The sequence below is a fragment of the Moraxella sp. genome (assembly GCF_024227015.1).
GTDB lineage: Bacteria > Pseudomonadota > Gammaproteobacteria > Pseudomonadales > Moraxellaceae > Moraxella.
Genome location: NZ_JAAELD010000094.1, coordinates 1 through 9,014, shown reverse-complemented (window position 1 = coordinate 9,014; position 9,014 = coordinate 1). Strand labels below are relative to the sequence as shown.

8 protein-coding genes are annotated in these 9,014 nt (G+C 45.1%); 7 read left to right on the top strand and 1 reads right to left on the bottom strand.

What is annotated here, in order from left to right:
• Window positions 1-211: 211 nt before the first annotated feature.
• The 7 genes from GY683_RS02125 (at window position 212) to yghU (ending at window position 8,178) form a co-directional block, all read left to right on the top strand.
• On the top strand, window positions 212-406 hold the full coding sequence (locus GY683_RS02125; RefSeq protein WP_297287182.1) for a (2Fe-2S)-binding protein: 195 nt from the start codon (window positions 212-214) through the stop codon (window positions 404-406).
• 410 nt (window positions 407-816) lie between these two features.
• Window positions 817-1,311, top strand: a complete 495-nt coding sequence (gene bfr, locus GY683_RS02120; RefSeq protein ID WP_297287181.1) for a bacterioferritin — start codon at window positions 817-819, stop codon at window positions 1,309-1,311.
• Window positions 1,312-1,353: 42 nt separating this feature from the next.
• Window positions 1,354-1,827, top strand: a complete 474-nt coding sequence (gene bfr, locus GY683_RS02115; RefSeq protein ID WP_297287180.1) for a bacterioferritin — start codon at window positions 1,354-1,356, stop codon at window positions 1,825-1,827.
• Window positions 1,828-2,169: 342 nt separating this feature from the next.
• Window positions 2,170-4,995, top strand: coding sequence for a pyruvate dehydrogenase (acetyl-transferring), homodimeric type (gene aceE, locus GY683_RS02110; protein WP_297287179.1), 2,826 nt, complete (start codon window positions 2,170-2,172; stop codon window positions 4,993-4,995).
• An 11-nt stretch (window positions 4,996-5,006) separates the two neighbouring features.
• Window positions 5,007-6,650, top strand: coding sequence for a dihydrolipoyllysine-residue acetyltransferase (locus tag GY683_RS02105; protein WP_297287178.1), 1,644 nt, complete (start codon window positions 5,007-5,009; stop codon window positions 6,648-6,650).
• Between the two features lie 169 nt (window positions 6,651-6,819).
• Window positions 6,820-7,296, top strand: a complete 477-nt coding sequence (locus GY683_RS02100) for a hypothetical protein (RefSeq protein WP_297287177.1) — start codon at window positions 6,820-6,822, stop codon at window positions 7,294-7,296.
• Between the two features lie 81 nt (window positions 7,297-7,377).
• The gene (gene yghU, locus GY683_RS02095) at window positions 7,378-8,178 is read left to right on the top strand and encodes a glutathione-dependent disulfide-bond oxidoreductase (protein ID WP_297287176.1); all 801 of its coding nucleotides are present in this window, start codon (window positions 7,378-7,380) and stop codon (window positions 8,176-8,178) included.
• Between the two features lie 40 nt (window positions 8,179-8,218).
• Here the strand turns inward: yghU and GY683_RS02090 are convergent, their stop codons facing one another.
• Window positions 8,219-8,974, bottom strand: a complete 756-nt coding sequence (locus GY683_RS02090; protein ID WP_297287175.1) for a MipA/OmpV family protein — start codon at window positions 8,972-8,974, stop codon at window positions 8,219-8,221.
• Window positions 8,975-9,014 lie beyond the last annotated feature (40 nt).

Genomic DNA, 9,014 nt, shown 5'->3' with positions numbered 1-9,014 from the left:
TCCGACTAAAACAGTCAGGAATGTTTTGTTTTATTTATCATTAATGCGATTGTTATTTGTTTTCTTTATTAAATAAGAAAAATTCTTAAAAAATGTTGAAAACAAGAATTGTTCCTGTTATAGTATTCATCAAATCAATCACAGCCTTTGACTTTTATCATTCAACATGGGGAAGGGCGGCTAATCCCACCGCTCATCACAGGAGACCATCATGTACGTATGTATCTGCCACGATGTAAAAGACACTCAAATCAATACCGCCATGACCCAAGGCATTAATACCCTACAAGGTCTTCAAGATGCACTGCAAGTTGGCACTTGCTGCGGCTGTTGCGTGCCTATGGTACAAGACCTGATCGACGAGCATCAAGCCAGCTTTCCTGTCATTGACGTCATGGCAGGTTAATTGAAGTTAAATATGTTACGATAATATTTCTATAAGTAATGCAGGATGCATCTTCGTGACAATCATTCTTATTGATTGATCCTACTAATCGATAATCATTATTAAACCAATAAATTAAAATTATCCTCAAATGATAACAGCTTGCTATTGTGAGCTGTTATTCTTTTATTTATATTAATAAAATCAAATACTTAGAGCAACCGTTTGAGAATGATTTTATCTTAAATTCATAACAAAACCTCAGTTAAATACGTTCTCAATGTGAGAGCCATTCGCAGATTGCACTCCGTTATCAGTTCATTTGTTATACAATTATTGGGGTGATATTTGTCGTATTTATGTTAATATATACTCAACTTGATGGGTGGTCAATCCATCATCTTTATTTTTAACAAGAACAGGAGCAACAGATGAAATCTTCTCAAAAAGTCATTGATTATCTAAACTTTCTACTAGCTGGCGAATTAGGCGCACGCGATCAATATTTCATCCATTCTCAAATGTACGCAGAATGGGAACTTGGCAAGCTACACGATCGCATCTATCACGAGATGGAAGATGAGACGCTACATGCACGCCTTATCATCAACCGCATCATCATGCTGGGCGGTACACCTAACATGCAAGTGGGCGAGATTAACATTGGTGCTGACGTGCCTGCCATGCTGCAGTCTGACCTTAACCTAGAATACACCGTACAAGAGCATCTAAAAGAAGGCATCGCCATCTGCGAAGCTGAGCGCGACTATGTTACTCGTGATATGTTGGTGCGCCAACTAGAAGATACCGAACAAGATCACGCACACTGGCTAGAAAAACAGCTTCGCCTGATCGAGCTTATGGGTCTTCAAAACTACCTACAAAGCCAAACTGCCGAACCGAACATCGTTGGCGCTGCACACTAATTTGCAGTTTGTTGAATTTGGACATTTGTTAGGAGATAAACCATGAAAGGTGATAAAGAAGTCATTCGCGCGCTCAACAGCGTACTGGGTCAGTCACTCATCGCGATTAACCAGTATTTCTTGCATGCGCGCATCGTGAAGAATTGGGGCGTTGAAGAGCTAAACGACGCATTTTATAAGCAGTCTATCCAAGAGATGAAATGGTCTGATGAGCTTATCGAGCGCATCCTACTATTAGAAGGTCTGCCAAACTTGCAAGAGCTTGGTAAGCTGCTTATCGGTGAGAACGTAGAAGAGATTTTGGCATGTGATTTACGCCTAGAGAAACGTAAGCATGATGTGCTTGTAGATGCGATCGGTGTATGCACCGAAAAACGTGATTTCGTTTCTCGTGAGCTGTTAGTCAGACTAAAAGATGGCAACGAAGAATACGAAGATTGGCTTGAGACTCAACAAGAGAAAATCGAAGACATCGGTATTCAAAATTACATCCAAACCCAATCTACTGAAGATTGATTTGAGTATGATTTATGACCGACAGACCTTTTATGGGTTTGTCGGTTTTTTTTATGGCGCTAAATAAGTATAATTCTTATTTATTTTATAAAATTGTGCTATAATGAATTGATTTAAAATAAGTATTTTTTAAAAAAATATTGATAATTTTTTCATTTTCTAAAAACGATAAACTTTTTTAGAAAAAGCCTTTATAATACAAATGATCTTTAAAGTGTGCCGTTAATTATGTCATCATTTTGCCATAAAAGACGTGTAATTTACTTGACTGGCAACGCGACGACGATTGTGCATTTTAAATTCACCGCCAATATTTGGCTAAATTTTAATTAGGATACCTTTATGACCACTTATTATAAAGATGCCGACCATGTCGAAACCCAAGAGTGGCTTGACGCATTCGCCTCGGTTATCAAAAACGCTGATAAAGAACGCGCTCAATTTCTACTAAAAGCACTATACAACATGGCAGTACAAGAAGGCTTACCGTTCAACCGATTAGACACTGCTTATATCAATACCATCCCTGCTGAAGACGAGCCGAACTATCCTGGCGACCTTCATATGGAGCGTAAGCTGCGCGCTTTGATTCGTTATAATGCGCTTGCGATGGTGATGCGTGCCAATCAAAATGACGATGAGCTTGGTGGTCACTTGGCGACATTCGCATCATCTGCGACACTCTATGAGACAGGTTTTAACCATTTTTGGCGTGCGCCTGATGAGAACTTTGGCGGCGACATGATCTATTATCAAGGTCACGGCGCACCAGGTATGTACGCACGTTCATTTCTAGAAGGGCGCTTGAGCGAAGACCAGCTCAAAAACTTCCGCCGTGAAGTTGGCGGCAAAGGTCTATCAAGCTACCCACACCCATATCTGATGCCTGACTACTGGCAATTCCCAACGGTATCGATGGGTCTTGGTCCATTGATGTCAATCTATCAAGCACGCGCGCAAAAATACCTGACGCACCGCAGCCTAATCAAAGACGAAGATCGAAAAGTATGGGCGTTCTTAGGCGATGGCGAGACGGACGAACCTGAAAGCTTGGGCGCGATCTCTATGGCAGGCCGTGAAAAGCTTGATAACCTGATCTGGGTCATCAACTGTAACTTACAGCGCCTAGACGGTCCTGTGCGCGGTAACGGTAAAATCATTCAAGAACTAGAATCTGTATTCCGCGGCGCAGGTTGGCGAGTGATCAAGGTAATCTGGGGTGATCATTGGGATCCACTACTTGCCAAAGACACCTCAGGCGTACTAAAACACCGCATGGAAGAAGTGGTTGATGGTGATTATCAGCTGTACGAAGCACGTGATGGTGCATTTACTCGTAAAGAGTTCTTTGGTAAATATCCAGAGCTAGAAGAGCTGGTAAAAGATCTGTCTGATGATGAGATTCAGCGTCTAAACCGTGGTGGCCACGACCCGAAAAAAGTCTATGCCGCCTATGCTGAAGCCATGAAAACCAAAGGCCAGCCAACTGTTATCCTAGTAAAAACAGTCAAAGGTTATGGTCTATCCAACCAAATCCAAGCGGTTAACAAAGCCCACCAAATCAAAAAACTTGACGAAAGTGGTCTAAAATACTTCCGCGATCGCTTCGATCTACCATTTACTGATGAAGATCTTAAGACACTGCCATTCTATCGTCCATCAGAAGATTCAGCAGAATACAAATACTTAATGGGTCGCCGTCAAGCACTGGGCGGACACTTGCCAGCTCGTCGTAGTGGTCACACACCATTACAAATCCCAGAGCTGTCCATCTTTGATCAAGTACTACAAGGCTCAAAAGGCAAAAAACAATCAACCACAATGGTATTCGTGCGTCTATTGTCAGCACTGCTAAAAGACAAAGCACTGAACAAATATGTCGTGCCTATCGTACCAGATGAAGCGCGTACGTTCGGTCTAGAAGGCATGTTCCGCCAGCTTGGTATCTATTCATCTGTCGGTCAAAACTATGTCGCCGAAGACGCAGAAGCCTTGATGGGCTATAAAGAAGCCAAAGACGGTCACATGCTAGAAGAGGGCATTAACGAAGCAGGTGCGATGAGTTCTTGGATTAGCCTTGCAACCAGCTACTCAACCAACGCCTTGCCGATGATTCCGATGTACATCTATTACTCAATGTTCGGCTTCCAACGTGTGGGCGACCTAGCTTGGGCAGCTGGCGACATGCAGGCACAAGGCTTCTTGTTCGGGGCTACCGCAGGTCGTACCACCTTGAACGGTGAAGGCTTACAGCACCAAGACGGACACAGCCACATTCTATTTGGCACTGTGCCTAACTGTGTTACATACGATCCTTGCTTTGGCTATGAGCTGGCGGTCATCATGCATGATGGTCTAAAACGCATGTATGGCGAAGGCGAGCGTGTGTACTACTACATCACTCTGATGAATGAGAACTACGAGCACGAAGCCATGCCACAAGGTGTCGAAGAAGGCATCAAACGCGGTATGTACCTACTAGAAGACAATGGCTCAAGCCAAGTTCAGCTTCTGGGCTCTGGTGTTATCCTACGCGAAGTTCAAAAAGCCGCTCGCATCCTTAATGATGACTTTGGCATCAAGGCAAACGTATGGAGCGTCACCAGCTTCAACGAGCTGACTCGTGATGGCATGGCATGCGATGACTACAATCGCCTGCACCCAACCCAAGAAGCTAAGACCCCATGGGTAACTTCACAGCTTGCTCCACATCAAGGCATCGTGGTCGCGGCAACTGATTACATGCGTAACTACTCAGAGCAAATCCGTGGCTGGCTACCTGACAGTCGCCCATACACCACTTTGGGCACGGATGGCTTTGGTCGTTCTGACAGCCGTGAGCAGCTGCGCAACTTCTTCCATGTTAATGCTGAACACATTGTCGTGGCGACACTGAAGAAGTTGGCTGACGAAGGCGAGATCGATGTTCGTCTGGTTCAAGATGCGATCAACAGCTTTGACATCGATGTCGATCAAGCGCCTGCATGGCAACCACAGCCGCATTATGATTATTTCCCAGATGCGCCTGCTGCTGCCGTCAACGAAAACCCAACGCCAGTTCCTGATTTTGTGGAAGATTCTGATGACGCCATCAGCAGTGAGGGGCGTGCTGAAGATAAAGCAGACGCACCGATTCTAAATGACAACAATGTCGCAGAACCTAAATAAGGAGACGATCAATGGAAATTAAAGCCCCTGATTTGGGTGTAGATAGTGCTGAAGTCGCCGAAATTTTGGTTAAAGTTGGCGACATCATCAACGAAAATGACAACATTGTCCTAGTAGAATCAGACAAAGCGTCGGTAGAAGTACCGTCGCCCGTCTCTGGCAAGGTAACCAGCATTGCCATCAATGTTGGCGACAGTGTTAGCGAAGGCAGCGTCTTACTTAGCGTTGAAGCTTCGGATAGCGCGGCAGCTTCTGAAAGCCCGAACGATGAACCAGCGAAGACATCAGAAGCACCAGCCCCTGCTCAAGAAGAGGCTAAGCCTGCCGAATCAGCTCAGTCTGCACCTGCTGGTGGTAACCAAACTCATAATCTACCTGATCTAGGTGTTGATAGTGCTGAGATCGCTGAGATTATGGTGAGCGTTGGCGATCAAGTAGAAGAGAATCAGCCACTGCTGTTGGTAGAATCTGACAAAGCATCGGTTGAAGTGCCAGCACCTGTCAGTGGTGTGGTCGAGTCAATCTTAGTCAATGCTGGTGATAGTGTATCTAATGGTCAAGCCTTTATCGTCATTAAGGCAGAAGGGGCGGCACCAGCACCTAAAGCAGAAGCTGCACCAAAAGATACACCAAAACAAGAAGCGCCAAAAGCACCTGCCCAAGATGAGTCGCCAAAACCTGCATCATCAAGCAGCGCCAAACTGCCAGAAGCAGAAGTTAACGCACGAGCTAAGGACGCTCACGCAGGGCCTGCGGTACGTAAGCTGGCGCGTGAACTGGGCGTGGACATCAGCACCGTCAAAGGTACAGCTGCCCACGGTCGCATCCTAAAAGAAGACCTATTCGGCTATGTCAAGTCGGTGATGACGGGTTCACAAGCTGCACCAAAAGCAGCACCTGCTGCAAGCGGTTCGGCGATCAGCTTGCCGCCACTGCCTGACATGAGCAACAAAGAAATCTGGGGTGAGATTGAGACAGCTGATCTAACGCGCCTACAAAAAGTCTCTATCCCACAGCTGAACCTAAACACGCTACTGCCACAGGTTACACAGTTTGATTTGGCGGACATTACCGACACTGAGGCCATGCGTAACGAGCTAAAAGCCGAGTTCAAGGCTCAAGGCGTAGGCTTGACCATTTTGGCGTTTATCGTTAAGGCGGTGGCGTATGCTCTGAACCAGCACCCTAAATTCAACAGCCATGTGTCGGATGACAACACCCAAATGATTATCCGTAAATCGGTGAACATGGGTATTGCAGTGGCGACTGATGATGGCTTGATTGTGCCTGTAATTCGTGATGCCCAAGCCAAAGGCATTCGCCAGCTTGCCATTGAGATTGGTGAGCTTGCCAAAAAAGCCCGTGACAAGAAACTGTCCGCCAAAGACTTGCAAGGTGCGTCATTCACCATTTCAAGCCAAGGCAACATGGGCGGTACTTACTTCACACCGCTTGTCAACCATCCGCAAGTGGCGATTTTGGGGATTTCTGAATCCACCTATCAGCCACGTTGGAACGGCAAAGAGTTTGAACCACGTCTTATGCTACCGTTGTCTCTATCGTACGACCACCGTACGATTAACGGAGCGGATGCGGCGGTGTTTACTCGCTATATTGCTAAGCTGTTGGCTGACCCGCGTAAAATCTTGCTTTAATAAAAACAAACAAAAAAGGTGGTGTCATACCGCCTTTTTGTGTATGGATGATTGTAAAATAGGCATTGTTTGGCTATACTAAATTTTTCGCCTGTAGAACAGGGTTATTGCAAGCGCATACTTTAATTCATCTATGAACGATAATGACACATACGAATAAGGAGTATCAGTGAGAGGATTATTAATAAGTGCCATCTTGATGGCTTTGGCGATGCCAAGTCATGCGATGAGCTTTACGCGTGGCGATATGATTGGTGATTGGTTATGCCAGACCGATTATCAAGGCGAAAAGAACACAGGTCTGATGCGTTACCACGCTGATGGCACAGCCGATGAATACAATGAGATAATATATCAAAGCCCATCTAGTCCCACATTAGAATTTATCGGATCACATTACAACTGGCGTCTAGAGGGTGATAAGCTGCATATGGATGGCTTTAATAGCTTGGCTTATTATGAGCAGTATTACTTCTTGCCAGGCGGGCTCGTCAGAGTAGATGACAGCGAAACCGCCGAATATCAAGAATACATCGTTGAAAGCTATCAACAGGACAATTGGCATTATGTGGCATTCGACGATAAAGACACGCATCGTTTTTATTTTGAAAATGGCTATGGCGGTGTTTGTAAGCGTTTAAAATAAATCAAGCTATACAAAGTATTTAATATATAATTATATTGTAATTACAATAAATTCTTTAATATATTAATCTTAGGAGTTATCATGACAACCTACACACCCCCAAAAGTTTGGGATGTTAATGCCATTAATATGGGCGGTAAATTTGGCGGCACGAACCGACCAACCGCGGGCGCACGACATGATCAGACATTGCCAAGGGGCGATAAGCCGTACCAGCTATACAGCCTAAATACCCCAAATGGCGTTAAGGTGAATATCATTCTAGAGGAATTAAAAGCTCAAGGCTTGCTTGATTTTGATGCTTACAAGATTGACATCATGGCGGGCGATCAGTTTGGCTCAGACTTCGTTGAGATTAACCCGAACTCAAAGATTCCTGCGCTTGTCGATCATACTGGCGATGATTCTGTGAGTGTTTTTGAAAGCGGGGCGATTTTGTTATACCTTGCCCAAAAATACGACCAGTTTTTGCCAAAAGATGCTGCCAAAAATGCTGAAGTATTGTCGTGGCTCATGTGGCAAATGGGTTCTGCGCCTTTTGTAGGTGGTGGATTTGGGCATTTTTATGCTTATGCGCCCGAGCCGATCGAATACGCCATCAACCGCTACACAATGGAAACTAAGCGCCAGCTTGATGTGCTAGATCAACACTTGGCAAACCACGATTACATCGCAGCTGACGAGTACAGCGTTGCGGATATGGTGATCTATCCTTGGTATGGCTGGTTGGTATTGGGCAAATTATACGTGACAGACAGCTATGATGCGGCGACTTTCTTAGGTGTGGATAATTATCCAAATGTCCAAAAATGGGCAAAACGCATCGCTGCTCGTGATGCCGTCCAGCAGGCCGAAAAATTAACCCTACAGCCGATCAATTAAACAAAAATCCGCTCAACAATGAGCGGATTTTTGTGGTTTATTAGAATTTATAATTCACGCCAAGACGAGTTGTGCTCTCGACACTACCATCGGTCATCGGGCTCTCTTTTTGGGCTGATGACAGCCATTCAAAGCGCTGATTGGCAAATAGGGCGATATTGTCGTTCATGTCATAATTGACCATCGCAGAGATAAATGGACTGATGCCGTCATCCGCTTGATAAGCCTGTACGCCAGTGCGTGCGCTTTCACGCTCAGTCACGCCATAGTAATAGTTGTTGTAGTTCTTGTCACGCCATGTCGCACCAAATGATGGATAAATGGTGAATTTATCGACATTAAAGCGGCTGACATGCGACAAGGTCACAGCCGTACCATCATGACGACCGCCAACATCGGTAGCAACCTTCGCCTTAATACCACCAATTGGTGTGATGTGCATGTAGCTGGCATGTGCTAGGACGGAAGCTTTACGCTCATCCAAGCCTTTAATTTCATCATCAGCATCATCTGGATCGAAGCTGCGCCCATCATAGCCAACGCCGATACGCGCATGATGCTTGCTGTCTTTATAAGGATAAAAGCCCAATTCTCCGCCTTCAATGTACCAGCGGTGATTATCATAAAAACCTTGTGGGGCGAAGCCAACAGTATTATCAGCTTTATAAGCGCTAACGGTGTAGCCGACATTCACACCAAGGCTAAGGCGTGCATCTGGATCGACAGGCAGGCTTTGGGCGTGGGCAGTAAGGCTTACAAAAGCTAAAACCAAAGCTGACGCGGCGAATTTTTTCATGATTAATTCCCAAATAAAGTAAATGAAATCAAAGCTATTA